We start from the raw sequence: 26,355 nt of genomic DNA, 5'->3' as shown, positions 1-26,355 counted from the left end.
AGTATAGCAAGGGCGGGAGGAGGCCATCGTGGTGATCGCGGTCGTGGACGAGGGCCTGGGGAACTCGGCCTACCTGGTGGACCTGGGAGATGGGCGGGCGCTGGCGGTGGACGCCTCGCGTGACCTGCGCGCGTTGCGTTCCGAGGCGGAGCGGCGGGGGTTGCGGGTGGCGTTCGCCGCCGACACCCACCTGCACGCCGACTTCCTGTCCGGCGCGCCGCAGCTGGCCGCGAGCGACGGAGCGCGGGTGCTGGCCTCGGCCGCAGGGGAGCGGGCCTTCGAGCATGTCGCCCTGCACGACGGGGACGAGGTCGATCTGGGCGGTCTCACGTTGCGGGCGCTGGCCACTCCCGGCCACACCGGCGAGCACCTGTCGTTCCTGCTGCTGGCAGGTCCGCGCGCGCTGGGGGTGTTCACAGGAGGGTCGCTCGTCGTCGGCGCGGCCGCGCGGACGGACCTGGCCGGGCCGGAGCGGACCGAGTCGCTGGCCCGCGCCCAGTATCGCTCCCTGCGTCGTCTGGCCGCGCTGAGCGACGAGGTCGAGGTGTGGCCCACCCACGGCGCGGGCTCGTTCTGCTCCGCTCCGCCCGGCGCCGAGCGCACCTCCACCATCGGACGGGAGAAGGCCACCAACCCGCTGCTGCTGGCAGGCGATGAGGACACGTTCGTGCGGCGGTTGACCAGCGGCCTGGGCAGCTTCCCGCCGTACTTCCTGCGCCTGGCCGAGGCCAACCGGCTCGGCCCCGCCCTGATCGGGCGGCCGCGCCTGCGGCGGCTGAGCGCGGCCCGGGTGCGGGCGCTGCTGGCCGAGGGGGCAGTGCTGGTCGACGTCCGGCCGGCGCGCGCGTTCGCAGCGGCTCACATCCCGGGCGCCATCTCCATCCCGCTGCGTCCGCAGTTCGCCTCCTGGCTGGGCTGGCTCCTGGAGCCGGGCACGCCGTACATCATCGTCCGCAACCCCGACCAGGATGCCGCCGAGATCCTCGGGCAGGCGCTGAAGATCGGCTACGAGGCCGGCGCGGGTGAGCTCACCGAGCCCTGGGACGGGCCGACGTCCAGCATCCCCATGCTCGGCCCAGACCGTGTCGGTGCCGTGAGCGTGCTGGATGTGCGCCAGGACAGCGAGTACGCCGCCGGACACGTGCCAGGCGCGGTTCACGTCGAGCTCGGCGACCTACCGGCCCGGGTGGCGGAGATCCCCGCTGAACCGGTGGTGGTGATGTGCGCGCACGGCGAGCGCGCGATGACCGCGGCCAGCCTGCTCGCCCGCGCGGGTCACCGGCGGGTGCGCGTACTGGACGGCGGCCCCGGTGACTGGGCCGATGCCACCGGGCGGCAGCTGGGGGAAGAGGCGTGAGCGCCGGCGGCGCCGCCTCCCGCGCGCCGGTACGGCTCGGACTGCGCGCCAACCTGGCCCAGTTCACCCTGCTGGTGGTGGTCAACGCGCTGGTCGGCGGCATGCTCGGCCAAGAACGGATCATGCTGCCGCTGCTGGCCGATCAGGTGTTCGGCCTTGCCGCGTCGGTGTCCGGGCTGACCTACATCGTTGCCTTCGGCGCGACCAAGGCGGTGACGAACTTCTTCGCCGGCGCGTGGTCGGACCGCTATGGACGCAAGCCGGTGCTGGTCGCCGGGTGGCTGATCGCGCTGCCGGTGCCCGCGCTGCTGGCCCTCGGCCCGGTGTGGGGCTGGATCGTCGCCGCGAACGTGCTGCTGGGCGTCAGCCAGGGTCTGACCTGGTCGACCACCGTCATCATGAAGATCGACCTGGCCGGGCCTGAGCGGCGCGGCCTGGCCATGGGCCTCAACGAGGCCGCCGGATACGGCGCGGTCGCCGTCACCGCACTGGCCACCGGCTACCTGGCCGCGGCCCACGGGCTGCGCCCGGCGCCGTTCCTGCTGGGGGCCGCCTACGCCGCCCTCGGGCTGGGACTGTCCACGCTGATCGTGCGCGAGACCCGCGAGCACGCCAGGCTGGAGGGCGCGGGCCATCCGGTCACGACGCACCCCGGCGAGCCGTCCACACGCCAGATCGCCTGGCGCACCAGCGTCGGCGACAAGGCTCTGTCGGCGGCCAGCCAGGCGGGGATGGTCAACAACCTCAACGATGCCCTCGCCTGGGGCGTCTTCCCGCTCATCTTCGCCTCACGCGGCCTCGGCGTGGTCGACATCGGCGTGCTCGCGGCGCTGTATCCGGCGGTGTGGGGGCTCGGGCAGCTGGTGACCGGCTGGTGGTCCGACCATGTCGGCCGCAAGCACCTGATCACTACCGGCATGCTGGTGCAGGCTCTGGCGATCGCGCTGGTGGCGGCCGGCGACCGCTTCGCGTTGTGGGCGGGCGCCCAGGTGCTGCTCGGCGCGGGCACCGCCCTGGTCTACCCCACGCTGCTGGCCGTCATCGGCGACGTCGCCCACCCTGCCTGGCGGGCCCGCGCTGTCGGCGTCTACCGGCTCTGGCGTGACGGCGGGTTCGCCGTCGGCGCGCTGCTCGCCGGAGCGATCGCCGGTATGTGGGGGCCGGACGCGGCGGTGTGGGCGGTGGCCGCGCTGACCGCCGCCTCCGGCCTGCTGGTCGCGGCACGCATGTACGAGACCCACCCCGAGGGGCGCCGCTGAGCATGCTGTCCCCTGACCGCGCGGGAATGATCGTCGAAGCGCCGCGGGCGTGACCCGTGCTCAGGACGCGCCGTGGAAGCGGCGGTGCAGCTCGCGCACCTGCTCGGCGAGGCCCGGAACAGGACCCTCCACCACGGCGTCGGGGACCACCTCCCGGATCGGCAGGGTGCGTACGGGAGGGGCGGGCACCCCGAGCTCGGCGAGCCAGCATGCCAGCTGCTCGGAGGAGGCCACGTACACGATCCGGCCGAGACCGACCCAGCCGTGCGCGGCGGCGCACATCGGGCAGTGCTCGCCGGAGGTGAAGACGGTGGCCGCGGCGCGCTCCGCCGGGCTCATGTTGGCCGCGGCCCAGCGCGCCAGTTCGAACTCCGGGTGGCGGGTCCTGTCACCTGAGGCCACCTGATTGTGGCCCTCGCCGAGGACGGTCCCGTCAGCGGCGACGAGTACCGAGCCGAACGGCTCGTCGCCCGCCTCCAGGGCCTCGCCGGCCAGTTCCACGCAGCGGCGCAGATGCCGCATCTCGGCATCGTTCACCATGATGACCTCCCCGGAGCCACGATCTTCACCGCCATGCTAGGCGCGCGCCGTGTCCGCGGCGGCTCACACCGCCCGTGGCGAGCAGGGTGGGGCCTTGGCCCGACGTGTGAGGCGCGTGCCCCCCGCGCCGGGGCCAGGGTGGCGGACGCTCCGGCGGCGGACACGTGGTCGGTTGCCCGGCGCCGGAGGTGCTGGGAGGCGTGTCAGGAGGCGTGCTCGGCCAGCCACGCGGTCCATGCGCGGTCGGCCTCGTCGGGTTCGGTGCCGGGGGTGAACAGGTGGTGCTGGGCGACGATGCCGCCGCCGAAGCCGTTGACGAAGCGGTACATGGCGTCGCCGGTGCGGATGCCGAGGGTCTGGGCGTTGGTGTAGTAGACGACGCCCTGGACGGGCGGCTGTCCTGGCGGGGTGATGGTGATCGGGTCGCCGGCGGCCGGCTCGCCGAGGCGGGCGAACAGGGCGCGGTAGTCGCCCGAGCCGAAAGCGGTCACCGGTACGGCGGTGCGCCCGGTGAAGTGCGTGAGGTACTCGCCGAGGGTGGCGTAGAACATCGCCAGGCCGGTGGTCATGGCCTCGAACTCGTTCTCCCAGTCGTCGCCCGGCAGGAAGCCGCTGGTGACCACGCGGACGACGGTGCTGGCCTCCGAGCGGCCCTCGATGAGGAACTCGTAGGCGATGAAGCGTCCGTCGTCGGCGGCGGGCGCCCTGGTGGCCAGTCGCTTGCCGGGCTCCCATGCGGTGATGGTGTTGGCGGGCTCGTAGCCGCCGAACGCGGTGCGGTGGACGCCCTGTTCGATCTGGTTGCGGCCCATGAACCAGGAGTCGATGCCGGGCCCTGTGGCGATGGCGTCCCATACCTGTTCGGGGGTCGCGTCCAGGGAGAGCTCGTGCTGGAGCTCGAACTCGTGTGACATGTCAGGACTCCTGGGTGTGCTGGTCGACGCTGGGATGGACGGCGACGATGACGCGGTGGTCGCGCCCGCCTTCGGTGGCTTCGTCGTGATATTTGCTGGCAAGGGTGGTGACGGCGTTGGCCAGTTCCTCGGCGAAGGCGGCGCGGTCGGCGGCCGAGGCGAACCGGATCCGGCCGTCGATGGCGAAGGTGGCCACCCGCTTGCGGGCCTTCGCCGCGCCGGTGATGAGCAGCCCGACATCGCTGACCAGCCGGGCGGCGACGGCCAGCAGCCAGCGGGCCGACAGCCGGTCGGGCGAGCGGCTGGGATCGGGCTGGACGCCGGCCAGGGCGCGCGGCGAGATGACGTAGGAGGAGGCGGTGGCGCGCATGACGCGCTCGGTGACGTTGCCCTTCCTGCGCTCTTCGACGAGCTCGACCAGGCCGTGCTTCTCGAGTGTCTTCAGGTGATAGTTGATCTTCTGCCGTGGGAGGCCGACCTTCGCGGCCAGCATGGTGGCCGAGTTGGGGTCGGCGAGCTCGGCCAGGAGCCTGGCGCGGATCGGGTCCAGCGAGGCCTCGGCGGCCGCGGGGTCCTCGATCACCGTCACGTCGAACATGCCTCCACCCTCTCACCGACAATATTTATTGTCAATAATGAGGAAGGCTGTCGGCTTGGGCTCGCAGGAAGGCGCGCTCGGCGTCGTTGCCGGCCAGCCTGATCGCCGCGGCGTAGGCCGCCCTGGCCCGCGCGGTGTGCCCGAGGCGCCGCAGCAGGTCGGCGCGGATGGCGTGGAACAGGTGGACAGTGCCCAGGTCGAGCTCGTCGACCAGCTCCAGCGCTGCCGCGGGCCCCGCCACCTCGGCCACCGCCACCGCCCTGTTGAGCGCCACGACCGGGCTCGGAGCGATGGCCGTCAGCTGGTCGTACAGTGCCAGGACCTGCCTCCAGTCGGTGGCGGAGCCGTCGCTGTGCACGGCGTTGATCGCCGCCTGGATCTGGTACGGGCCCGGCCGGTCGCGGCGCAGGCATGCGCGGACGATCGCCTGGCCCTCCTCGACGAGGTCGCGATCCCACAGCGCGCGGTCCTGCTCGGCCAGCCGTACCAACCGGCCGTTGGCGTCGGCGCGGGCGGCGCGCCGAGAGTGCAGCAGCAGCATCAGCGCCAGCAGCCCCCACACCTCGCCCTCGTCGGGCATGAGCTCGGCCAGCAGCCTGCCCAGGCGGATCGCCTCGGCGCACAGCTCCTCGCGCACCAGACGTCCGCCCGCGCTGGCCGCGTACCCCTCGTTGAAGATCAGGTAGATGACCGCCAGGACGGGAGGCAACCGGTCGGGCAGGTCCGCCTCGCGGGGCACGCGGTAGGGGATCCCGGCGTCGCGGATCTTGCCTTTGGCGCGGACCAGCCGCTGGGCCATGGTCGCCTCGGGCACCAGGAAGGCCCGGGCGATCTCGCCGGTGCTCAGGCCGCCCAGCAGCCGGAGCGTGAGCGCCACCCGCGCGGACGGCGCGAGCGAAGGGTGGCAGCAGGTGAAGATGAGCCTGAGCCTGTCGTCGTGCACCGGCCCCTCCCGCACGGGCTCGTCGGGGGCCCGCACAAGCGCGGCCTGGGCGTGACGGTCCTGTCGCGAGGACTCGCGGCGCAGGCGGTCGATGGCGCGGTTGCGGGCGGTGGTGATGATCCAGCCGGCCGGGCTGGGCGGCGTCCCCTTCACCGGCCAGCGCCGGGTCGCCTCGGCGAAGGCGTCCTGGACCGCCTCCTCGGCGAGGTCGATGTCGCCGAAGGAGCGGACCAGGACGGAGACGGCGCGGCCGTACTCCTGGCGGAAGACGTCTTCGATGCCGGACACGTCAGTCCTGGAGCGGGCGGACCTCGATCGGCAGGGTGGTGGCCAGGCCGGCCTTGCGTGCCCATTCGAGTGCCGCGTCGAGGTCGGGCGCCTGGATGACGACGAAGCCGCCGATGTGCTCCTTGCCCTCGGTGTACGGCCCGTCGGTCAGCAGGAGCTCGCCGTCCTTGGGCCGCACCACGGTGGCCGTGTCCGCGGGGTGCAGGCGTCCGGTGAACACCCACGCGCCCGCGGCCTTGAGCTCGCTGTCCCAGGCGTCGACGTCACGCATGATCGCCGCCAGGTCGTCGGGCGCGGGCGGGTCGCCGTCGGGCTGGTAGATGCTGAGCAGGTACTGCTTCATGATGGCCTCCCGGGTGTCTTGTCACCCTCTACACGAACGGCCTGCCTCCGGATCGACACCCCGCTCCGGAGAATCTGCTCATTCGTGCGGGGAAAGGCCCGCCGGTAGTCGCTCGGTGAGACCCCGACCTGTTTGAGGAAGTGGTGGCGAAGATTGTTGGCCGTCCCCAGGCCGCTCAGTTCGCCCACCTTCTCGATCGGCAGGTCGGTCTGCTCCAGCAGGCTCTGGGCCCTGCCCAGGCGCTGGTTGAGCAGCCACTGCAACGGTGTCATCCCGGTGGCGGCCTGCAGGCGGCGGTAGAAGGTGCGCGGGCTCATCGCGGCCTGCCGGGCCAGTTCCTCGACGGTGAGTGGCTGGTCGAGGCGGGCGCTGGCCCATTCCAGCACCGGAGCCATGCCCTCGTCGTCGGTGGTGGGCACCGACAGGTCGATGAACTGGGCCTGGCCGCCGGGGCGGTGGGCCGGCACGACCATGCGGCGGGCCAGCTGGTTGGCGACGTGCGCGCCGAGGTCGCGCCGTACGAGGTGCAGGCACAGGTCGAGGCCCGCGGTGAGCCCGGCGCTGGTCAGCACGTCGCCGTCGTCGACGTACAGCACCGAGTCGTCGACCCGTACCTTCGGGTAGCGCTCGGCCAGCTGCGCGGTGTGCATCCAGTGGGCGGTGGCGCGACGCCCGTCCAGCAGGCCCGCCTCGGCCAGGGCGAAGGCGCCGGTGCACAGCGACACCATGCGGGCGCCGGCGTCGTAGGCGCGGCGCAGGGCGGCGATCAGCGCGGGAGGCAGCGGCGCGCCGTCCTCGACGCAGGCGTCGGGCACCGACGGGACGATGACGGTGTCGGCGCCCGCGAGGTCGTCGAGCCCGTAGGGCGTGCGCAGCGCCAGCCCCGCCACGGCGGGCCCCGGGTGGTCGCCGCCCCCCGTGCCGCACAGCCGCAGGTCGTACCAGGGGTCGGCCAGGTCGGGCTGCGGTTTGCCGAAGACCGTGCACGGGATGCTCAGCTCGTACAGGTCCCACGAGGGGACCCCGATGTCCTCGGTCACGACCACCGCGACGGATCCGGCACCCATGGGCTCCAGCGTATGGCAGGAATTTGGCGGAGAGCGTCACCGCTGTCACTGTCTCCGCCCGGCACCCGCTGAGACCGTGGATCGGACAGACGATTTGAGGAGTGTTGTGACATGCGGGTGACCGTGATCGGACTGGGCTCGATGGGGTCGGCGCTGGCCGCCGCCCTGCTGGACAAGGGCGTGGAGACGACGGTGTGGAACCGTTCGGCGGGCAGGGCGGGGGCGCTGGTGGCGCGGGGCGCGAAGGAGGCGGCGACGGCGCGGGAGGCGGTCGAGGCCGCCGACGTCGTGATCGCCTGCGTCCTGGACTATGACGCGCTGTACGGCGTGCTGGACCCCGTCGCCGGCTCGCTGGCGGGCAGGCAACTGGTCAACCTCACCTCCGGATCGCCGGAGCAGGCACGCCGGATGGACGGCTGGGCGCGTTCGCACGGCGTCGGCTACCTCGACGGCGCCATCATGACGACGCCGCCGGGTGTCGGCAGCCAGGAGATGATGTTCCTCTACAGCGGCTCCCCCGAGGTCTTCGAGTCGCGCCGCAGCATCCTGGCGGCGCTGGGCGACCCCGTTCACCTGGGCGAGGACCCCGGTACGGCCTCGCTGTACGACGCGGCGCTGCTGGGCCTGATGTGGGCGACGATGACCGGCTGGCTGCACGGCACGGCGGTGGTCGGCGCGGACAAGATCGAGGCCACGGCGTTCACGCCGGTCGCGATCCGCTGGATGGGTGCGGTGGCGGGGTTCCTGACCAGGTACGCGGGGCAGGTGGACGAGGGCCGCTACCCGGGCGACGACGCGACGGTGGACGTGCAGATCGCCGCGATCGACCACCTCATCCACGCCGCGCACGAGCGTGGCGTCGACAACGCGCTGCCCGAACTGCTGAAGGCGGCCATGCTGCGGGCCAGGGCGGCTGGGCACGGCTCGGACAGCTTCGCCAGCCTCGTCGAGGTGCTGCGCAACCCCGTCCAGGAGTGAGGAAGCCGCTCAGCGGGCGGTAGACGGGTTCGGGGCAGTCGAGGGGGATGCAGCCGCGGCAGGGAGGGCGTCGGCCTGAAACCCGGCCCCCTGAACGCGGCGTCTCGACCAGCGCCAAGATCTTCACCATGCTCCCGCCCGGCCGGCCGGGCGGGAGCATGTCCCGCATGACCGGCGGCGATCTCCACGAACAGCGCGGCTCCCCTGTGATGCGGTCGTCGCGGCCTGGGCGAGCGGTTCTGTGGCGGCTGGGCCGCCGAGCCCGGCCGCCACGCGCCCGCCCGATCCGAACCCTAAATATTCCTTGACACGAATATTCGTCATGGCGAATACTTTTCCCCATGGACGCACTCCTCACCGCACTGGCCGACCCGGCCCGCTGGCGGCTCGTGAGCCTGTTGGCCGAGCGGCCCCGGCCGGTCGGCGTCCTGGCCCAGCTCGCCGAGGCGCGCCAGCCGCAGACGACCAAGCACCTGCAGGGCCTTGAGCGCGCCGGAGTCGTCACCTCCCAGCGCACCGGCCAGCGCCGCATCTACGCGCTCCGTCCCGGACCGCTGCGGGAGCTGGCGGCCGCGCTCAGCCGGCTCGCCGACACCGCCGACCGGGCCGGCGGCCCGCGCGAGACCTACGACCGTTACGGGCTCAGCCTCCACGCGGAGCGGCTCGCCGCCAACGAGCAGGGGTGGGCCGACGGCCGCTCGTTCACCTTCCACCGGTCGCTGACGGTGCGCCCCGAGCTGGTCTGGCGCCACCTGACCGAGACCTCACTGCTGGCCCGATGGTGGACGCCGGACGACCTGCGCGTCTCCGAGCTCGTCTTCGAGGCGCGACCTGGCGGGCGGATCGTCCACGAGTACCGCGATGCCGAGGACGCCGACGGCTCCGACCTGGTCGCCGGGCGCGCGCAGGGGGTCGTCGACGACGTACGCCCCGGCGAGCGCCTCGCCTACCGGCTCTCCCCGCTGCTTGCCGACGGAGGCCCCGCCTTCACCGCCCACCTCGACCTCGGCCTCCGGCCCACCGGCACCGGCACGGACCTCGACGTCCACTTCCGGATCACCGACAGCACCATCGAGTCCGCCGACTTCGTCGCGGGCATCGAGATCGGCTTCGGCCAGAGCCTCGACAAGCTCGCGGCGACCCTCGCCGCGGATTCCTCCAGCGCCGACAGCATCGACGACACCGAGCACGACACCGATGAGGGAGCACGCAATGACTGACTCGACCGGCCGCAGGGTGACCGCGAACCTGGCCCTCACCCTCGACGGGCGTTACAACGGTCCCGGCGGGCCCGGCGATTTCGCGGCGTTCGCCCCGTACGTGACCACCGACGTCGCGCGCGACCACATGACCCGCATCTGGGAGAGCGCGACGACGGCGGTGCTCGGCCGGCTCAACGCAGAGGGATTCATGGGCTACTGGCCCTCGGTCGCCGAAGACGAGAACGCCGATCCGCGGGATCGCGGATACGCCAAGTGGCTGGTCGACACGGAAAAGGTGGTCTTGTCGACCACCTTGGCCGAAGCGCCGTGGGAACGCACCCGCGTGGTGAACGCCCCCGCCGCGGACGTCGTCGCCGCACTCAAGGCCACCGGCGAGGGCGACATCCTCGTCAACAGCAGCCCGAGCCTCATCAAGCCGCTCCTGTCGGCGGACCTCGTCGACCGGCTGTACCTCATGATCTTCCCCGAGATCGCCGGGGGCGGGCAGCGACTGTTCGACGACGGTCTTCCGGCTACGACGTGGACGCTGACCCACCAGGAGACCGGCGCGCTCGGCGAGATCGCCATGGTCTACGATCGAGCCCGCTGAGCCGGCCGGACTGCGCGCTCAGCCGGCGAGGCGGGCCCGGCTCGAAGCCCCGGAGGTCACATGTCACCGGTGTGCGAGCCGCGGCATGCCGCTCACGCGAGCATCCTGCCGCTACTAAGGTTGTGGATGTGAGTTCGAGATCCGTGCGCGCGATGGACGCCGATGAGAAAGTCGACCGGCAGGCGCGGATCCTCGAGGCGGTGCTTCGGCTCCTGTCCCTGCAGGGCATATCCGGGGTCAGCATGCGTGCCGTCGCGCGTGAGGCCGGGGTCTCGCTGGGGTTGGTGAACTACTACTACGAGGACAAGACGAGCCTGATCCGTGCGGCCCTGCACCGCATCGAGGAGCAGGACATCGCGATGGTGGAGCCGGACCTCACCCTGGAACCGGAAGAGCGGCTGCGTGCCGCGCTGAAGCGGGTGGCCGACCCGGAGTTCCTGACGACGGAGTACCTGTCCCTGCGACTTCAGCTCTGGGCGCTCGCCCAGGCCCACGAGGACTTCGAGCGCATCAACACGGTGGCCCAGAAACGGTACCGCGAGGGGCTGGCCGCCCTCATCCGTGCGGCCCGCCCCGAGTTGTCGCGCGGCGAGTGCGGCAAGCGGGCCGCCGACATCGACGTCATCCAGAACGGCTTGTGGCTCACGGCCCTGCTGGGGCTCGACCGCGCCTCGATCAGCAGGAGCGTCACTCGCTGCGAGGAGATCGCACTCGCCGACTGACCGGTCACACGACGGGCGAATTTGAACGAACGTCCAGAAATGCATTGAACGATCGTTCAAAGGCTCGTATGCTCCCACCATGGCACCAGTCACGACGGACGACGTACGCCGCGTCGGCACCGGGTTCCACAAGGACCCCGAACGATCGATGTCGCTGCGGTCGGAGGCGTACACGGACCCGCGATGGCTCGAGGTCGACGTCCGGGCGATCTTCGCCCGCACCTGGCAGTGGATCTGCCACGGGGAGGAGCTCGAGTCGCCGGGCAGCTACGTGTCGGCCACCGTGGCCGGCATGCCGATCGCGATCGTCCGCGATCGTGAAGGAGCGCTGCGCGCGTTCTACAACGTCTGCAAGCACCGCGCCCACGAGCTGCTCACGGGCTCCGGCACCACGCGCAACATCGTCTGCCCCTACCACGCGTGGACCTACGGCCTCGACGGGCAGCTGAAGGCGGCTCGTCGCGCCGACAGGATGGAGACCTTCGACAAGAACGAGATCTGTCTCGACCAGGTGTCGGTGGAGGAGTTCGGTGGCTTCGTCTACGTGAACCTGGACCCGGGCGCCGCTCCCTTGGGCGAGCAGGCCGGGGATCTGGCGGCCGACATCGCCAGATGGGCCCCCGACGTGAGCGGACTGACCCACGCCAAGCGGTTGACCTACGACGTCGCGTCCAACTGGAAGAACGTCATCGACAACTTCCTGGAGTGCTACCACTGCCACATCGCCCACAAGGAGTTCGTCGACCTCGTCGACATGGACACCTACGAGGTGAAGACCCACGGCATCTGGTCGAGCCACTTCGCCGAGGCCGGCAAGCACGAGAACGCGGCGTACGACGTCTCGGGCGCGTCGGTCACGCAGCACGCGGTGTGGTGGCTGTGGCCCAACACCTGCCTGCTGCGCTACCCCGGGCGCGGCAACTTCATGGTCTTCCAGGTCGTTCCCGCCGGTCCCGACCGGACCCTGGAGACCTGGGACTTCTACTTCGAGACGGCCGAGCTCGAGGACGCCGAGGTGCAGTCGGTGCGGTACATCGACGAGGTGCTTCAGCAGCAGGACATCGCGCTGGTGGAGAGCGTCCAGCGGGGCATGGGCACCCCGGCCTTCGACCAGGGCCGCATCGTGTACGACCCGTCCGGCTCAGGGCTGTCCGAGCACGGCGTGCATCACTTCCACGGCCTCGTCCTCGACGCCTACCGGTCGTGGGTGGAAGGGGTCACCGCCGAGCACGATCACGGGGACGCCGTCCCCACGCTCACCGCCTAGAGGAACGGCCATGTCCAGGCCCGTCATCATCACCTGCGCACCCACCGGCGGCATTCACACGCCGACGATGTCACCGCACCTGCCGGTGACGCCGGACGAGATCGCCGCCGCGGCCATCGAGGCCGCCGAAGCGGGAGCGGCGATCATTCACCTGCACGCCCGCGACCCCGAGACCGGCCGCCCCGACCCGCGACCCGAGCTGTTCCTGGACTTCATGCCGAAGATCAAGGACGCCTGCGACGCCGTCCTGAACGTCTCGACCGGCGGAGGCCTCGGTATGACCCGCGAGGAGCGGCTCCGGGCCGCCGTCGCGACCTCCCCGGAAATGGCATCGCTGAACGTCGGCTCGATGAACTTCGGCATCTTCCCGATGCTGCAGAAGTACACGCAGTGGAAGCACGACTGGGAGCCGGCCTTCCTGGAGATGACGCGCGACTTCATCTTCAAGAACACCTTCGCCGACCTGGAGTACGTCGTGAAGGAACTCGGCCACGGCCACGGGACCAGGTTCGAGTTCGAGTGCTACGACCTCGGCCACCTCTACAACCTGGCCTGGCTCATCGACCAGGACTGGCTCGAGCCGCCCTTCTTCGTGCAGATGGTCTTCGGCGTGCTCGGCGGTGTCGGTGCGGACCTCGACAACCTCCAGCACATGCACACGGTGGCCGACAGGCTGTTCGGGGACAGCTACGAGTGGTCGGTGCTCGCCGCCGGACGCCACCAGATGCCGTTCGCGACGCAGGCCGCCATGCTCGGCGGCAACCTGCGGGTGGGCATGGAGGACAGCCTGTTCATCGGACCTGGCGAGCTCACGACGTCGAACGCCGGCCAGGTACGCAAGATCCGCGGCATCGTCGAGGCGCTCGGGCACGAGGTCGCCACCCCGGCACAGGCCCGGCAGCGGCTCGGTCTCAAGGGAGCCGACCATGTCGCCTTCTGACCTGTCGCCTTCTGACCTGTCCCCTTCCGGGCGCGCCCCGTCGCCCATCGAGGTCGCCCGTGTCGCCCTGCTCGGCGGCGGGGTGATCGGCCAGAGCTGGACCGCCCTGTTCCTGGCCGCGGGCAAGTCGGTCACGCTGTTCGATCCCGATCCGGCCGCGGAGAAGCGGGTCCGCCGCGCGGTGCAAGCGGCATGGCCGGCCCTGATCGAGCTCGGCCTGGCGACCAGGGCCGAGCCGGAAGGTGAGCTGCTCGTGTGCGCGGACGCGCGGACGGCGGTAGCCGACGCCCAGTTCGTCCAGGAGAGCGTGCCCGAGCGGATCGACCTCAAGCACCGGCTGTACGCCGAGATCGAACCCGCCCTTGCCGAAGGTGCCATCGTGGCGTCGTCGGCATCCGGCCTGACCCTCACCGAACTGCAGGCCGGTTGGGAGCGCCCGGACCGGTTCGTCCTCGGTCACCCGTTCAACCCGCCGCATCTGATCCCCCTCGTCGAGGTCATGGGCAACGAGCGGACAGGCGCCGGCGTGGTCGAGCGGACCCGCGGCTTCTACGAGTCCGTCGGCAAGGTCACGATCGAGGTCAAACGGGAAGTCCCCGGCCACGTCGCCAACCGGCTGCAAGCCGCCCTGTGGCGAGAGGTCATCCACCTCGTCAACGAGGGCGTGGCATCCGTGGACGACATCGACACCGCCATCTCGTCCGGGCCGGGTCTGCGCTGGGCCGCCTGGGGGCCGACGACACTGTTCCACCTCGGCGCCGGCGAGGGAGGCCTTGCCGCCTTCTGCGAGCGGTACGCCGACAGCTTCAACCGCTGGTGGGACGACCTGGGGCACCCCCGTCTGGACGAGGCCACCGCGGCCCGGCTGGTCGACGGGCTGGCGGCCGCCGGGTCCGGCGACCTCGACGCCTTGGCGGCGCAGCGCGACGCCATGATCGTGGCGGCGATCGTGGCTGCGGGGCGCGTGAAAGGAGCCCCGCCATCGCCGGCGTAGCCTTCGACCACGGCGTAGCCCTCGACCACACCTCGTTCGCCGTCCACGACGCGATGGCCTGGGCGCGGCGGCTGCGGCGCGAGCTGGGCGCGACCCCGATCTTCGGTGAGCAGCTCGCGCAGTTCAGGTACCTCCTGCTGCACATCGGCACCGCCGACGACGGGGCGAGGCTGGAGCTGCTGGAGCCAAGGGGCGAGGGGTTCCTCACCCGCTTCCTGGGCGCCCGCGGCGAGGGTCCCCATCACCTGACCTTCGTCGTAGCGGACCTGCGCGCGACGGTGGTGCACGCCCGCGCGCTCGGCCTGACCGTCGTGGGCGAGGACCACGACCACCCGCCGTGGCGCGAGGCGTTCATCGCGCCCGACGACAGGCACGGTGTCGTCATCCAGCTCGCGCAGTCCGACCGGAGCTACCCGCCGGTCGAGCAGCTGTTGTCGAGCCGTACCCGTGACGTCGAGGACTTCCCCGGCTCCCGGGGCGCCACGGAGCCGCACTGGTGGACCCGGCTGTGGCAGACGGCACCGGGAGCGGTCGCGCGGCTGGGGGCCACGCACCTGGCGTCGACGGACCTCGCGTTCTCCCGGCTCGTCTTCGGGGACCTGCTGGGGGCTCGGGCGACTGAGATCGACTCAGCGCTGGAGCTGTCGTGGCCCGGCGGATCGGTCCGGGTACACGCCTCGGACCGCCCGGGCGTGACCGGCATGAGCCTGCGCGGCGGTCCCGCCGGCGGCATCGCGATCGGTCCCGCCCGGCTGGGCCCGGGCGTGCTCCACCCCTGATGCTCGAAGGCGGGACGGCCCTGGTGGCGGGTGGACACGACTGGTGGAGGTCGGGCCAGGCGTTCGCGGACAGCAGGGTGCGGGCACGGCCGGGGGAGGGCCGATGTCGGCGGCGGCCGGCTTCTTGGGGAGCGTTCGTGCCGCGGCGGAAACAGAAACCGCGTCATGGGGAATCGGCGTGACGTGAGCCACATGTCGTGTAAGCTCTCAAGATTAGGCACGCCAAATAGAGGCTGCTAAACCTCTACATCTGGAGGATAACAGTCGCATGTCGATTCGTCAAGATGGAGTGACTGAGGCCATCAGGACCGAGCAGGAGCGCGTCACGATGCTCTACGGCAGGCTCGACGCCGCCAGGCGGCGGGCCGAGCAGGCGCTGCGGGAGGTGTTCGGGAGCGGCGGCGCGGTGGCGAACGTCCAGGGCAGGGTCGAGCGCGAGGTCGCCGCCGCCGAGCAGGCCCGCCGCCTGTCCCGGCTTTCGGGGGTGGAGCGGGGCCTGTGCTTCGGCAGGATCGACGACCAGGAGGGTGTCACCACCTACATCGGCCGCATCGGGCTGCGCGACGAGGAGCACGAGTCGGTGCTGATCGACTGGCGGGCCGCGGCCGCCAGGCCCTTCTACGTCGCCACGCCCGGCGAACCGGGGGCGCTGGTGCGCCGTCGTCACCTGCATCTGAAGGAGCGCACCGTCGTGGGCCTGGACGACGAGGTGTTCGATCTGGAGCGGATGAGCGACGGGGACAGGCGCACGCTGGTGGGCGAGGCGGCGCTGATGGCGGCGCTGCGGCGGGGCCGTACCGGCCGGATGGGCGATGTGGTGGCCACCATCCAGACCGAGCAGGACAGGGTGATCCGCTCGGGTCTGCAGGGGGCGCTGGTGGTGCAGGGCGGCCCGGGCACGGGCAAGACGGTGGCGGCGCTGCACAGGGCCGCCTACCTGCTGTACGCCCACCGCGACACGCTGGAACGGCGCGGTGTGCTGGTCGTCGGTCCCAACAGCATGTTCCTGCGCTACATCGAGCAGGTGCTGCCCGCGCTGGGCGAGACGCAGGTGGTGATGGCCACGGTGGGCGAGCTGTTCCCTGGCGTGCGGGCCGAGGCCGTCGATCCGCCGGCGGCGGCCGTGGTCAAGGGAGATGTGCGGATGGCGGGGGTGGTGGCGGCGGCCGTACGGGATCGGCAGCGGGTGCCCGACGGCGACCTGGTGATCGAGGTGGACGGCACGCCGCTGCGGGTGGCGCACGACAGGTGCGCGAGCATCAGGGACAGGGCGCGCGCGGTACGGCTGCCGCACAACATGGCCCGCAAGCTGATGGTCACCGAGCTGCTGAGGGAGCTGGCCCGCGACCTGCTCGACGGGCTGGAGGAGTCGCTGGCGCTGGAGAACTTCCTGCCGGCCGAGGACGCCGCCGCGCTGGAGCGGGAGCTGCCGGCCGCGCAGGAGCCCTACACCGAGCAGGATCTCGCCTACGAGGCCGAGCGGCTGTGGTCGTTTCCCGAGGTGCGGGCGGCACTGGAGGAGCTGTGGCCGAACCTGACGCCGCAGCGCCTGATCGGCGAGCTGCTGTCCTCGCCGCAGCGTCTCGCCTCGGCCGCCCCCGGCCTGGACCGGGAGCTGCTGCTGCGGCCGGCCGGCGCCCCGTGGACCGTCGGCGACGTGCCGCTGCTGGACGAGGCGGCCGAGCTGCTGGGCGAGGACGACGCGGCGGCCAGGGCGGCGGCGCGGCAGGCGGAGCTGGAGCGCGCGGAGGCCCTTCTGTACGCGCGGGAGGTGCTGGTCGCCACAGGCCTTGAGGAGAGGGAACTGATGGACGCCTCGGCGCTGGCCGACCGTCACGGCGGCGACGGCGACGGGCTGACGACGGCCGACAGGGCGGCGGCCGATCGCACGTGGGCGTACGGGCACGTGATCGTCGACGAGGCTCAGGAGCTGTCACCGATGGCCTGGCGCATGGTCATGCGCAGGGTGCCCGCCCTGTCGTTGACGGTGGTGGGCGATGTCGCCCAGACCGGCTCGGCCGCGGGCGCGCGCTCGTGGGGGGAGATGCTCGATCCCTACCTGGCCGGCCGCTGGCGGGAGGAGCGGCTGCTGGTCAACTACCGCACGCCGGTGGAGATCATGGAGGTGGCCGCCGACGTCCTGCATGCCGTCGATCCCGCCCTGCAGCCGCCCGAGTCCGTACGGCGGGGCGGCGCGCGGCCGCTGGCGGTGCGCGCGGGGCTGGATGAGGTGGCGGCGCTGGTGGAGCGAGAACGCGGCGAGATCGGGGAGGGCAGGGTCGGGGTGGTGGCCTCGGACGCCGTCCACGCGGCGGTGGCGGCGCTGCTGCCGGGAGGCGACGACCTCGACGCGCCGGTGGTGGTGCTGACGGTCACGCGGTCGAAGGGGCTGGAGTTCGACTCCGTGGTGGTGGTCGATCCCGCGGGGATCCTCGCCCAGTCGGCCAGGGACCTGTACGTGGCGATGACGAGGGCGACCAGGCGGCTGACCGTCGTCTACGAGGACGTGCTGCCCGAGGTTCTCGGACGTATGAAATCTACTTTGTAAAGGAGTGGGGCGGGGCGACCTTCGGTCGCCCACCATTGAAGGACTAAAGACTCTCACCAAAGAACAAGTGCGGCGTGGTGGTCGTCAGCGGGACGAAGCCGAGGCGCTCCAGGATGGGCCTGCTGTCGTCGGAGGCGTCGACCTGCAGGTAGCGGTAGCCGCGTTCGGCCGCGATACGGGCGCGGTAGGCGACCAGGGCGCGGTAGATGCCGCGTCCTCGCCAGTCCGGTGCGGTGCCGCCGCTCCAGAGGCCGGCGAAGTCGGTGCCGGGGTGGAGGGTGAGGCGGGCGGCGCTGACGGGGCGTTGGCCTGCCATGGCGACGACGGCGGCGATGGTGTGGGGTGCCTGGGCCAGTTGTGTGCGCAGGTGGTGGCCGAGGTGGGTGGGGCTGGTGCCGAAGGCCTGGCGGTGGACTTCCAGCATGAGGTCGATGCCGGTGGGGTCGGTGACGGGCTGGAGGTGGACGCCTTCGGGCAGGTCGATGGTGGTGGGCTGGTCGTGGGTGTCGGCGGCCATGAGGGTTTCGGTGGGTTCGGGGGTCGAGCCTGCGGTCTGCAGGCGTTGGCCGAGGTCGGTGGGTTGGTCGTGGGCGTAGAGCTTCCATTCGAAGGGGCGGCCGGCGTAGTGGCGGAGTTGGGCGGTGATGGCGGCGTCGGCGGTGGTGTGGTCGAGGTCGGACCAGATGACGCCGTTCCAGCCGTGGGTGGTGCTGGTCTGGCGCAGGACGCCGTGGGTGAGTTCGAGGGTGGTGTGGGGGTCGTCGGGTTGGGCGTGGCGGCGGAGTTGGTCGTCGTACAGGGCGAGGACGTGTTCGGGGTTCATGGGGCTATTTCAGCAGGGTTTTCGGGTGCGGGTCTGGTGGGTGTGGTGGTGGGTCGTCGGTGAGGGTCGGGCGCGCGTGAGGGGAGGATGAGCCAGGTGGCGGTGACGATGAGCAGGGTGGTCCATGGCAGTGCGGCCGGTCCTGCGCCTTGCAGGACGAGGCCGCCGGTCAGGGAGCCCGCGGCGATGCCGAGGTTGTAGACGGTGGTCTGCATGGAGGTGGCGGTGTCGGCGTGTTCGGGTCCTGAGGCGTTGACGAGTGCTGCTTGCAGGAGGGTGGGGAGGGCGCCGAAGGCGGTTCCCCACAGGGCGGTGGCGGGCAGGAGTGCGGCGGGCAGGAGGGCGAGGGTGAGCATCGCGATGGTGAGCAGGGCGATGGCGGCTTGGAGGGTGGCGCGGGGGTGGCGGTCGATGAGGGTGCCGGTGATCCAGATGCCGGCGACGGTGGCGATGCCGAAGACGAGCAGGGCCAGGTCGGTGCGGTTGCCGGTGTGCTGGGCGTAGGGGGCGATGTAGGTGTAGGTGGCCTGGTGGGCGAGGAGGACGAGGAGGGTGAGGGTGAGGACGCGTCTGATGCCGGGCAGGCGGCTGACGTGGCGTAGTGGCAGGCGGTGGGCGGCGTTTTCGCCGGGGTAGTCGGGGACGCGGAGGCGTACCCAGGCCATGAGCAGGAGGGCGAGGGCGGCGAGGGCGGCGAAGGTGGTGCGCCAGCCGAGGGTGTGGGCCAGGGCGGTGCCGGCGGGGATGCCGGCGCACAGGGCGATGGTGATGCCGGCGGAGACGATGGCGATGGCGCGGCCGCGGTGGGTGGCGGGGACCATGCGGGTGGCGTAGCCGACGAGCATGGCCCACAGGGTGCCGCCCATGATGCCGGCGAGCAGGCGGGCGGTGAAGGTGAGGGGGTAGGAGGTGGACAGGGCGGTGAGGAGGTTGAAGGCGGCGAATCCGGCCAGGACGGTGAGCAGGACGGGGCGGCGGGGCAGGGTGCGGACGGCGGCGGTGACGGGGATGGCGGCGGCGCAGGAGGTGATGGCGTAGCCGGTGACCAAGAGGCCGGTGGCGGTGGGGGTGGTGTGGAGGTCGTGGCTGATCTGGGGGAGGAGTCCTGCGGGGAGGAGTTCGGTCATGACGGCGGTGAAGGCGGCCGTGAACAGGGCCAGGAGTCCGCCGAGTGGGAGTGGGGCCGGCATGCGACCATGGTTGGACCTTCACATCAGTGTGAAGGCAAGTAGGGGGTGGTCGGTGGTGCGGATCGGGGAGTTGTCGCGGCGTACCGGGGTGCCGACGCGGATGCTGCGGTATTACGAGGAGCAGGATTTGCTGGATCCGCAGCGTTCGGACAACGGGTATCGCTGGTATGGCGAGGCGGCGGTGGTGCGGGTGCAGCAGATCAGGGGATTGCTGGATTCGGGGTTGACGACGGAGATCATCCGGCGGATTCTGCCGTTCCTGGATGGGCCTGAGGTGATTCATGTGGCTCCGGCGTGTGTGACGGCGGAGTTGGAGGGGTTGTTGCGGGCGGAGGTGGGGCGGATTCAGGCGCGCATCGATTGTTTGTCGCGTAACAGGGACGCGTTGGTGGCCTATCTGGCGGCGGTGCGGCCTGGGTCGGTTTGAGCGGGGATGCGCTGGGTGTCGTCGTCGTCCCAGGGGGGCAGTTCGGCCGCGATGTCGGCGATCTTGTTGGTGATGTCGGCGAGGGTGCGCAGGGTGTCGATGTCGAGGTGTTGCATGATGCGCCGGTAGTGGCGCAGGCCGACGTCGTTGATCTGTTCGACGAGGGCGCGGCCTTGGTCGGTGAGTTCGACGCGGCGGACGCGGCGGTCGTGGGGGTCTTCGTGGCGGGTGACGAGGCCGTGGCCGATGAGTCGGTCGACGATGCCGGTGACGGTGGCCAGGCCGACGCCGAGGTTGGTGGCGAGGTCCTGGCCTGAGGCGGAGCCGGTGCAGGCCAGCAGGATGACGACTTTGAGCTGGCGCATGGTGAGGTTGGAGCTGAACAGGGGTGAGGATCGGTCCTGCGCAAAGACGCGGCCGAGGGCGCGTTGGGTGTCGCTGATCTGTCGGATCAGGTCGTCGCGTTCGTGGTCCACTCTCACCTCTCGCTTCCTGAGAAGGTTATCAGGAAAGGCGCATGTGGCTAAATATTCGTTCAAGGCAAAGTGTTAGTCTTGGGCGAATTCTTTGCCGCTTGCCCTGTGAGGACCCGGATGACAGCTCTGGCCCGGTTGAGCCTTGCCAACCGCAGTCTCGTCATATTGGTGGCGATCGTGTTGAGCGCGTTCGGCGCCTTCACGATCCCTCAGCTGAAGCAGCAGTTGCTGCCGTCGCTGTCGTTCCCCGGCGCGTTCGTCATCGCGTCCTACCCCGGGGCCTCTCCCGAGATCGTGGAGGACCTGGTCACCAAGCCGATCGAGGACTCCTTCTCCGGTATCGACGGTCTGGAGGAGATGACCTCGACGTCGAAGGAGGGTCTGGCGCAGGTTCAGGTCTCCTTCGCCTACGGCACCGACATCGAGGAGTCGGTGGCCACGATGCAGACGGCGGTCGGCAGGATCAGGGCGCAGTTGCCCGACGGCGTCGATCCTCAGGTGGTGGCGGGCAACACCGACGACATCCCGGTGCTGGTGCTGGCGGTGGGAGACGGTGGCGACGAGCGGGCGATGGCCGACAAGCTGGGCCGGGTCATGGTGCCGGAGCTGCAGGGCATCGACGGGGTCCGTGAGGCGGAGGTCACCGGCGCCAGGGACGAGACGGTGGTGATCACGCCCGATGCCAAGAAGATGGCCAAGAAGGGCGTGTCGGCGGCGCAGATTCCCGAGGTGCTGAAGGCGAACGGGACTCCGGTGCCGGCGGGCACGTTGAACGAGTCGGGCAAGGCGCTGACGGTGCAGGTGGGCTCGCGGATCGAGTCGGTTCAGGCGTTGAAGGACCTGTATCTGGTGCCGGCCGCGCCCGCGCAGTCCGCTGTCCCGGCGCAGGCGCAGGGCAGGGGGATGCCGCCCGGTCAGGGTCAGGCGCCGGTGCAGGCCGCCCCGAAGCCGCCCAAGCCGGTCAAGCTCGGCGAGGTGGCCGAGGTGGAGCGGCGCAAGAGCGATGCGACGACGCTGACGCGTACCAACGGTGAGCCGAGCCTGGGTGTGTCGGTGACGATGACGCCGGACGGCAACGCGGTGGCGATCTCGCATGCCGTACGGGAGAAGCTGCCGGCGATGGAGTCGGCGCTCGGTGCGAAGGCGACGGTCATCTTCGACCAGGCGCCGTACGTGGAGCGCTCGATCGAGGATCTGACGACCGAGGGTCTGCTGGGGCTGGCCTTCGCGGTGCTGGTGATCCTGGTGTTCCTGCTGTCGGTGCGCTCGACGCTGGTGACGGCGGTGTCGATCCCGCTGTCGGTGGTGATCGCGCTGATCGCGTTGTGGGCGGGCGACTACTCGCTGAACATGCTGACGCTGGGCGCGTTGACGATCGCGGTGGGGCGGGTGGTCGACGACTCGATCGTGGTGCTGGAGAACATCAAGCGTCATCTCGGCTACGGCGAGCCGAAGCGGACCGCGGTGACGGCGGCGGTGCGGGAGGTGTCGGGGGCCGTGACGGCCTCGACGCTGACGACGGTGGCGGTGTTCGCGCCGATCGCGTTCGTGGGCGGCATGGTGGGCGAGTTGTTCGCGCCGTTCGCGATGACGGTGACGGTGGCGTTGCTGGCCTCGCTGCTGGTGTCGCTGACGGTGATCCCGGTGCTGGCCTACTGGTTCTTGAAGGCGCCGGCGTTGGAGCCGGAGCAGGTGCGGGCGGTGCGGGAGGCGGCCGAGGCCAAGGAGCTGCGCAGCCCGCTGCAGCGGATGTATCTGCCGGTGTTGCGTTTCGCCACGCGCAGGCGGCTGGTGACGCTGCTGATCGGGGTGGTGGTGTTCGCGGGCACGATGGGGCTGGCGGGCAGGCTGGAGACCAACTTCATCGACTCCTCCGGTCAGGACACGATCTCGGTGAGCCAGAAGATGCCGGCGGGCACGGATCTGGCGGTCACGGACGCGGCGGCCAAGCAGGTGGAGAAGGTGTTGGCGGGTCTGGACGGTGTGGAGTCGTACCAGGTCAACGTGGGTGGCGGCAATGCCATGCGTGGTGGGGCGGGCGGCGGCGCCGACCGGGCCTCCTACTCGGTGACGGTGGCCGAGGGCGCCGACAGCGCGGCGGTGGAGGAGCGGCTGCGTGGGGAGCTGAAGGGCCTGTCGGACATCGGGGAGGTGACCGTCGGCGGGCAGGGCGGCGGTTTCGGCTCCGACTCCATCGACGTGATCGTGCAGGCGCCGGATGCTGAGACGTTGGCTCGTGCGGCCGAGCAGGTGGCGCAGTCGGTCGGTCAGGTGCCGGGGTTGCGGGATGTCTCCTCCAACCTGGAGTCGAGCGCGCCGCGGATCGAGGTCGTCGTCGACAGGAAGAAGGCGGCGGAGAAGGGCGTCAGTGAGGCGCAGGTCGGGCAGGTGGTGGCGCAGGCCTTCCGTGGCGCTGCGTTGGGTCAGCTGACCTTGGACGGCCTCTCCAGTGATCTGATCCTGCGCTCCGGTGACGCGCCTGAGGATGTCGAGGAGGTGGAGAAGCTCAAGGTCGGCGCGGTGAAGGTGTCGCAGGTGGCCAAGGTGTCGCAGGTGGACGGGCCGACGCAGATCACCAGGATCGACGGTGAGCGGTCGGCGACGGTGTCGGCCAAGGCTTCGGCCAGCGATCTGGGCAGCCTCACCCAGGCGTTGACGACGAAGCTGGACGGGCTGGCGTTGCCGGCGGGCGCGTCCTTCACCATCGGCGGTGTGTCGGCCGACCAGGCCGACGCCTTCGCTGATCTGGGTGTGGCGATGCTGGCGGCGATCGCGATCGTGTTCATGATCATGGTGGCGACGTTCCGGAGTTTCGTGCAGCCGCTGATCCTGCTGGTGTCGGTGCCGTTCGCGGCCACGGGCGCGCTGGGGCTGCTGCTGGTGACCGGTACGCCGATGGGTGTTCCGGCGCTGATCGGCATGCTGATGCTGATCGGGATCGTGGTGACGAACGCGATCGTGCTGATCGACCTGATCAACCAGTACCGGGATCAGGGCCTGGGTGTGGTGGAGGCGGTGATCGAGGGCGGCAGGCGCAGGCTGCGGCCGATCCTGATGACGGCGGTGGCGACGATCTGCGCGCTGACGCCGATGGCGCTGGGGGTGACGGGTTCTGGCGGGTTCATCTCGCAGCCGCTGGCGATCGTGGTGATCGGCGGGCTGATCTCTTCGACGCTGCTGACGCTGGTGCTGGTGCCGACGCTGTACACGATGGTGGAGCGGACCAAGGAGCGGCTGCGCCGGGGTGGGCCTGCGGCGGCGGTTCCGGCCGAGGAGAAGGTGGGCGCGCCCGCCTAGCCGGGGTGTGGCCGTGGGCGGCTGCCGGCGATGAGGTCGGTGGCCGCCCAGGCGTTCGCGTGGTCGGGTGGGTGGCGGCGTCCTGCGGTGTGACCCCGCTGACACGGCGGGGGCGGGTGGGCCAATACACTGGGGCAACGTGACTTCCAAGCCGCGCATCCCGAACGTTCTGGCCGCCCGCTACGCCTCCGCCGAGCTGGCTCGCCTGTGGTCTCCCGAGTCGAAGGTCGTCGCCGAGCGGCGGTTGTGGCTGGCGGTGTTGAAGGCGCAGGCCGAGCTGGGGGTGGCGGTGCCGGGGCAGGCCGTCGACGACTACGAGAAGGTGCTGGAGAACGTCGATCTGGCCTCCATCGCCGAGCGGGAGCGGACGACCAGGCACGATGTGAAGGCCCGCATCGAGGAGTTCAACGCGCTGGCCGGGCACGAGCACGTCCACAAGGGCATGACCTCGCGTGACCTGACCGAGAACGTGGAGCAGTTGCAGATCCGCGACAGTCTGCTGCTGGTGCGCGAGCGTGTGGTGGCGCTGCTGGCGAGGCTGGCGGGGCTGGCCGAGCAGCATGAGTCGATGGTGATGGCGGGTCGTTCGCACAATGTCGCCGCGCAGGCGACGACGCTGGGCAAGCGGTTCGCGACGGCGGCCGATGAGCTGCTGGTGGCCTTCGCCAGGCTGGAGGAGCTGATCGCCCGCTATCCGCTGCGTGGCATCAAGGGTCCGGTGGGCACGGCCCAGGACATGCTGGATCTGCTCGGCGGCGATCGTGACAAGCTGGCGGCGCTGGAGGAGCGGGTGGCCGCTCATCTGGGCTTCGAGCGGCGTTTCACCAGTGTCGGGCAGGTCTATCCGCGTTCGCTCGACTTCGAGGTGGTCACCGCTTTGGTGCAGCTGGCGGCGGCGCCGAGCTCGCTGGCCAAGACGATCAGGCTGATGGCGGGGCATGAGCTGGTCACCGAGGGGTTCCAGGAGGGGCAGGTCGGCTCGTCGGCGATGCCGCACAAGATGAACACCCGCTCGTGCGAGCGGGTCAACGGCCTGACGGTGATTCTGCGAGGCTATGCGTCGATGACGGCCGAGCTGGCCGGTGACCAGTGGAACGAGGGCGATGTGTCGTGTTCGGTGGTGCGCCGGGTGGCGTTGCCGGATGCGTTCTTCGCCTTCGACGGTCTGATGGAGACGATGCTGACGGTGCTGGCCGAGTTCGGCGCCTTCCCTGCGGTCGTGTCGGCGGAGCTGGACCGGTATCTGCCGTTCCTGGCGACGACGAAGATGCTGATGGCGGCCGTGCGTGCGGGAGTGGGCCGTGAGCAGGCGCACGAACTGATCAAGGAGCACGCGGTGGCGTCGGCGCTGGCGATGCGCTCGCAGGGGGCGGCCAACGCGTTGCTGGAGCGGCTGGCGGCCGATGAGCGTTTCCCGTTGGACCGGGCGCAGCTGGACGGGCTGCTGGCCGACCGGGTCTCCTTCACCGGTGCGGCTTCCGGCCAGGTGGAGGCGGTCTGCGAGCAGGTGGGGCGGATCGTGGCGCGCTATCCGCACGCGGCCGCCTACGCTCCCGGCGCCATCCTGTGATCTACGAGCTTCGGACCGCGCGGCAGGTCGCGCAGGCCTGCGGCGACGACGATCTCGTGGTGTGGGTGGCGCAGGGCTTGTCGGGCGGGGCGCGGGCGTGGGCGGGCGGCGGGGCGGTGCTGGCCGCGGCGTCCGACGTCTGCCGCCGCGATCGGATCGCGGTGTGGGGGGATCCGGCCGATGCGGCCGATCTGTTACGGCACGCGCTGGCCGAGTCGGGCCCGACGTTCCGGCCTTTCGGTGATGCGGAGCTGATCGAGCAGGTGGCCGGACGGGTGGAGGGGCTGCGGCGGGTGGCCGCGTTCTCCTGGATGAGCCTGGATCATCTGCCGATCGGTCCCAGTGACGGGGTGTCGTGGCTGGAGGGCGCTTTCGACGGCGAGATCACCCGGTTGCTGGCGGCCAACGCGCCCGACTCCTACGCCGCTCCCGGCAGGCCGGGTGTGGCCAGGTGGGCCGGGGCGCGGGTGGAGGGGGCGTTGGCGGCGGTCGCCGCCGATGCCTGGAGCGCGCCGACGGTCGGGTTCATGGCGGGGGTGGCCACGGCCTCGGGGCTGCGCGGCAGGGGGCTGGCGGGGCGGGTGTGCCGGTGGGTCAGCGGGCGGCTGGTGGCCGCGCACGGCAGGGCGGCGTTGATGGTCGATGACGACAATGCCGCCGCGCTGGGCCTGTACTCGGCGCTCGGCTACCGCCGGCGGCCGGTGGCGGTGGCGGCCGTGTCGGGCTGAGCACCCTGCACCGTGGGCTGGGCGGTGGGCTGGGCGGTGGGCTGGGCGGCGCGTTCGTGGCGCATCCGGCGGCGCTCGAACCAGATCGTCGCGAACGGCGGCACCGCGCACGCCAGGCCCACCACGATGGTGGAGCGCGACCAGCCGCGCTCGCGGCTGGCCAGCACGACGGCGGCCACGTACAGCAGGAACAGGCCGCCGTGGATCGGCCCGAACACCTTCACCCCCACCTCGCCGGCCTGGGCGATGTACTTGACGTACATGCCGACCAGCAGGCCGGCCCAGGAGAAGGCCTCGGCGATGGCGACGGCACGGAACAGGCGCAGCACAACTATGCCCTTTCGCTGGGTTGTCGGTTGACCGCGAGCCAGCCTAACGGCAGGGTGGGGCGCCCCTTCGGGCGGTGTGCGGGCTGGTCGGCGGGGGCGGGGAAAACCGGGTGAGGTTCCGGTTGCGGTCAGGCACAGTTGACATAGTGATGTCTGGATTTGTTCC

25 protein-coding genes and 1 pseudogene are annotated in these 26,355 nt (G+C 71.1%); 16 read left to right on the top strand and 10 right to left on the bottom strand.

Annotated elements, in window-relative coordinates:
- Positions 1-28: 28 nt before the first annotated feature.
- Positions 29-1,357 carry an MBL fold metallo-hydrolase gene (locus tag AC3EO4_RS19050; RefSeq protein ID WP_431896886.1) on the top strand — a complete coding sequence of 443 codons (1,329 nt, stop codon included), beginning with the start codon at positions 29-31 and terminating at the stop codon, positions 1,355-1,357.
- A complete protein-coding gene (locus AC3EO4_RS19045; RefSeq protein WP_431896885.1) occupies positions 1,354-2,616 on the top strand; it encodes an MFS transporter in 1,263 nt (420 codons plus the stop codon). Before AC3EO4_RS19050 ends, AC3EO4_RS19045 begins: the two co-directional genes overlap by 4 nt.
- A 60-nt stretch (positions 2,617-2,676) precedes the next feature.
- Here AC3EO4_RS19045 and AC3EO4_RS19040 read toward each other — a convergent pair whose 3' ends face one another.
- The 6 genes from AC3EO4_RS19040 to AC3EO4_RS19015 all read right to left on the bottom strand — a co-directional run bounded on the left by AC3EO4_RS19040 (position 2,677) and on the right by AC3EO4_RS19015 (position 7,309).
- Entirely contained in the window at positions 2,677-3,156 is a 480-nt protein-coding gene (locus tag AC3EO4_RS19040) for a nucleoside deaminase (protein ID WP_431896883.1), read from the bottom strand.
- Positions 3,157-3,359: 203 nt separating this feature from the next.
- The gene (locus tag AC3EO4_RS19035; protein WP_431896881.1) at positions 3,360-4,070 is read right to left on the bottom strand and encodes an SRPBCC family protein; all 711 of its coding nucleotides are present in this window, start codon (positions 4,068-4,070) and stop codon (positions 3,360-3,362) included.
- A 1-nt stretch (position 4,071) separates the two neighbouring features.
- Positions 4,072-4,668, bottom strand: coding sequence for an ArsR/SmtB family transcription factor (locus AC3EO4_RS19030; protein ID WP_431896880.1), 597 nt, complete (start codon positions 4,666-4,668; stop codon positions 4,072-4,074).
- A 31-nt stretch (positions 4,669-4,699) separates the two neighbouring features.
- Positions 4,700-5,899: an RNA polymerase sigma factor gene (locus tag AC3EO4_RS19025; protein WP_431896878.1), complete on the bottom strand. Its 1,200-nt coding sequence runs from the start codon at positions 5,897-5,899 to the stop codon at positions 4,700-4,702.
- A gap of 1 nt (position 5,900) precedes the next feature.
- A complete protein-coding gene (locus AC3EO4_RS19020) occupies positions 5,901-6,242 on the bottom strand; it encodes a YciI family protein (protein ID WP_379572485.1) in 342 nt (113 codons plus the stop codon).
- Positions 6,239-7,309: a GlxA family transcriptional regulator gene (locus AC3EO4_RS19015; protein ID WP_431896876.1), complete on the bottom strand. Its 1,071-nt coding sequence runs from the start codon at positions 7,307-7,309 to the stop codon at positions 6,239-6,241. The genes AC3EO4_RS19020 and AC3EO4_RS19015 overlap by 4 nt, the downstream gene beginning before the upstream one ends.
- A 99-nt stretch (positions 7,310-7,408) precedes the next feature.
- On the opposite strand from AC3EO4_RS19015, the pseudogene AC3EO4_RS19010 reads away from it, so the two are divergent.
- The 10 genes and pseudogenes from AC3EO4_RS19010 to AC3EO4_RS18965 form a co-directional block, all read left to right on the top strand.
- Positions 7,409-7,867: pseudogene (locus AC3EO4_RS19010) on the top strand (NAD(P)-dependent oxidoreductase); the annotation flags it as partial.
- Positions 7,853-8,287 carry an imine reductase family protein gene (locus AC3EO4_RS19005; protein WP_379572559.1) on the top strand — a complete coding sequence of 145 codons (435 nt, stop codon included), beginning with the start codon at positions 7,853-7,855 and terminating at the stop codon, positions 8,285-8,287. The pseudogene AC3EO4_RS19010 and the gene AC3EO4_RS19005, both read left to right, overlap by 15 nt.
- A 341-nt stretch (positions 8,288-8,628) precedes the next feature.
- On the top strand, positions 8,629-9,507 hold the full coding sequence (locus tag AC3EO4_RS19000; protein ID WP_431896874.1) for a metalloregulator ArsR/SmtB family transcription factor: 879 nt from the start codon (positions 8,629-8,631) through the stop codon (positions 9,505-9,507).
- Positions 9,500-10,099 carry a dihydrofolate reductase family protein gene (locus AC3EO4_RS18995; RefSeq protein WP_431896872.1) on the top strand — a complete coding sequence of 200 codons (600 nt, stop codon included), beginning with the start codon at positions 9,500-9,502 and terminating at the stop codon, positions 10,097-10,099. The genes AC3EO4_RS19000 and AC3EO4_RS18995 overlap by 8 nt, the downstream gene beginning before the upstream one ends.
- 128 nt (positions 10,100-10,227) lie before the next feature.
- Positions 10,228-10,821: a TetR/AcrR family transcriptional regulator gene (locus tag AC3EO4_RS18990; protein ID WP_431896870.1), complete on the top strand. Its 594-nt coding sequence runs from the start codon at positions 10,228-10,230 to the stop codon at positions 10,819-10,821.
- A gap of 79 nt (positions 10,822-10,900) precedes the next feature.
- A complete protein-coding gene (locus AC3EO4_RS18985; protein WP_431896869.1) occupies positions 10,901-12,088 on the top strand; it encodes an aromatic ring-hydroxylating oxygenase subunit alpha in 1,188 nt (395 codons plus the stop codon).
- A gap of 10 nt (positions 12,089-12,098) precedes the next feature.
- The gene (gene kce, locus AC3EO4_RS18980) at positions 12,099-13,028 is read left to right on the top strand and encodes a 3,5-dioxohexanoate:acetyl-CoA acetone transferase (protein WP_379572479.1); all 930 of its coding nucleotides are present in this window, start codon (positions 12,099-12,101) and stop codon (positions 13,026-13,028) included.
- Positions 13,015-14,022, top strand: a complete 1,008-nt coding sequence (locus tag AC3EO4_RS18975; RefSeq protein WP_379572478.1) for a 3-hydroxyacyl-CoA dehydrogenase NAD-binding domain-containing protein — start codon at positions 13,015-13,017, stop codon at positions 14,020-14,022. The genes kce and AC3EO4_RS18975 overlap by 14 nt, the downstream gene beginning before the upstream one ends.
- Entirely contained in the window at positions 14,010-14,801 is a 792-nt protein-coding gene (locus tag AC3EO4_RS18970; RefSeq protein WP_431896982.1) for a VOC family protein, read from the top strand. Before AC3EO4_RS18975 ends, AC3EO4_RS18970 begins: the two co-directional genes overlap by 13 nt.
- Positions 14,802-15,069: 268 nt before the next feature.
- Positions 15,070-17,349, top strand: a complete 2,280-nt coding sequence (locus AC3EO4_RS18965; protein WP_431896867.1) for a HelD family protein — start codon at positions 15,070-15,072, stop codon at positions 17,347-17,349.
- A 43-nt stretch (positions 17,350-17,392) separates the two neighbouring features.
- Here AC3EO4_RS18965 and AC3EO4_RS18960 read toward each other — a convergent pair whose 3' ends face one another.
- Together AC3EO4_RS18960 and AC3EO4_RS18955 are read right to left on the bottom strand one after the other, a co-directional pair.
- Complete coding sequence (locus AC3EO4_RS18960; protein ID WP_431896866.1) at positions 17,393-18,172, bottom strand: GNAT family N-acetyltransferase; 780 nt, start codon at positions 18,170-18,172, stop codon at positions 17,393-17,395.
- Positions 18,169-19,362: an MFS transporter gene (locus tag AC3EO4_RS18955; RefSeq protein WP_431896865.1), complete on the bottom strand. Its 1,194-nt coding sequence runs from the start codon at positions 19,360-19,362 to the stop codon at positions 18,169-18,171. The genes AC3EO4_RS18960 and AC3EO4_RS18955 overlap by 4 nt, the downstream gene beginning before the upstream one ends.
- 55 nt (positions 19,363-19,417) lie before the next feature.
- On the opposite strand from AC3EO4_RS18955, the gene AC3EO4_RS18950 reads away from it, so the two are divergent.
- Positions 19,418-19,789: a MerR family transcriptional regulator gene (locus AC3EO4_RS18950; RefSeq protein ID WP_379572474.1), complete on the top strand. Its 372-nt coding sequence runs from the start codon at positions 19,418-19,420 to the stop codon at positions 19,787-19,789.
- Here AC3EO4_RS18950 and AC3EO4_RS18945 read toward each other — a convergent pair.
- Positions 19,756-20,271, bottom strand: a complete 516-nt coding sequence (locus AC3EO4_RS18945; protein ID WP_431896864.1) for a MarR family winged helix-turn-helix transcriptional regulator — start codon at positions 20,269-20,271, stop codon at positions 19,756-19,758. The two genes, AC3EO4_RS18950 and AC3EO4_RS18945, sit on opposite strands and share 34 nt — an antisense overlap.
- Before the next feature lie 111 nt (positions 20,272-20,382).
- Here AC3EO4_RS18945 and AC3EO4_RS18940 point away from each other — a divergent pair, with 111 nt between their 5' ends.
- The 3 genes from AC3EO4_RS18940 to AC3EO4_RS18930 all read left to right on the top strand — a co-directional run bounded on the left by AC3EO4_RS18940 (position 20,383) and on the right by AC3EO4_RS18930 (position 25,860).
- Positions 20,383-23,562, top strand: a complete 3,180-nt coding sequence (locus AC3EO4_RS18940) for an efflux RND transporter permease subunit (protein WP_431896863.1) — start codon at positions 20,383-20,385, stop codon at positions 23,560-23,562.
- 139 nt (positions 23,563-23,701) lie between these two features.
- The gene (gene purB, locus AC3EO4_RS18935; protein WP_379572471.1) at positions 23,702-25,132 is read left to right on the top strand and encodes an adenylosuccinate lyase; all 1,431 of its coding nucleotides are present in this window, start codon (positions 23,702-23,704) and stop codon (positions 25,130-25,132) included.
- Positions 25,129-25,860 (top strand): GNAT family N-acetyltransferase, encoded by a 732-nt coding sequence (locus AC3EO4_RS18930; protein WP_379572470.1) that lies wholly within the window; start codon positions 25,129-25,131, stop codon positions 25,858-25,860. The genes purB and AC3EO4_RS18930 overlap by 4 nt, the downstream gene beginning before the upstream one ends.
- On the opposite strand, the gene AC3EO4_RS18925 is transcribed toward AC3EO4_RS18930, so the two are convergent.
- On the bottom strand, positions 25,818-26,189 hold the full coding sequence (locus tag AC3EO4_RS18925) for a DUF3817 domain-containing protein (protein ID WP_431896862.1): 372 nt from the start codon (positions 26,187-26,189) through the stop codon (positions 25,818-25,820). The two genes, AC3EO4_RS18930 and AC3EO4_RS18925, sit on opposite strands and share 43 nt — an antisense overlap.
- Positions 26,190-26,355 lie beyond the last annotated feature (166 nt).

The organism is Nonomuraea sp. bgisy101 (assembly GCF_057708945.1).
Note: the sequence above shows the minus strand (reverse complement) of the source record. Positions and strands in the feature narration are given on the sequence as shown.